A 705-nucleotide genomic window follows, 5' to 3' on the forward strand; every position below is an offset into this window, starting at 1 on the left:
CTGTGGCTTCGATGAAGACGGCATTGTCATATAAGGAAGATAGCGCGCGGCAGGGTCTCTGGAAAGTAGGTGTCTGTGTCTGTCGTCCTGCCTGCACGCCAATGTCGGTTACGGAAGTTCGGATAGTGCCCCCGGTGGTGGTGTGGGAGGCCGGTCGCGGAGCCCTTGGCTCGGTGCAGCGCGCGGCCGGACTGGCGGTCACCGTGCGTCTTCGTAGTCTGAGGTTGTTCGACGACTGAGGACAACGAAGGAGAGCACGATGACCGCGACCATGATCGACCTTCCGGAGGCGATCGCCAAGAGCGACGACACCGATTTGCTGCGTGAGCTGATCCAGGATGCGGCGCAGCGGCTGATGGATATCGAGGTGGGTGCCGTATGCGGTGCCGGCCTCCGCGAGCGAACGCCGGATCGGGAGAACCAGCGCAACGGCTACCAGTCGCGCCGATGGGATACGCGGGCCGGGACGATCGACCTGAACATTCCAAGGCTCAGGAAAGGATCATACTTCCCAGCCTTCCTCGAGCCGCGCCGGACGGCCGAGCGGGCGCTGATGGCGGTCGTCCAGGAGGCTTGCATCCACGGCGTCTCCCCCCGCGCCGTCGATGATCTGGTGCAGGCCATGCACTGCCCGGCAGGGCATCGCGCAGCGATGTCCCGAGTATCCGTGATGATCAAGCGGGGGTTTCGGTCCATTTCCTTCCG

1 protein-coding gene is annotated in these 705 nt (G+C 64.0%); it reads left to right on the forward strand.

Annotation, left to right across the window (positions count from 1 at the left end):
• Positions 1-259 precede the first annotated feature (259 nt).
• The coding region (locus Q1B08_RS21600; RefSeq protein ID WP_299823472.1) for a transposase at positions 260-705 on the forward strand (446 nt) is incomplete at its 3' end.

Source organism: uncultured Jannaschia sp., assembly GCF_947494025.1.
Lineage (GTDB): Bacteria > Pseudomonadota > Alphaproteobacteria > Rhodobacterales > Rhodobacteraceae > Jannaschia.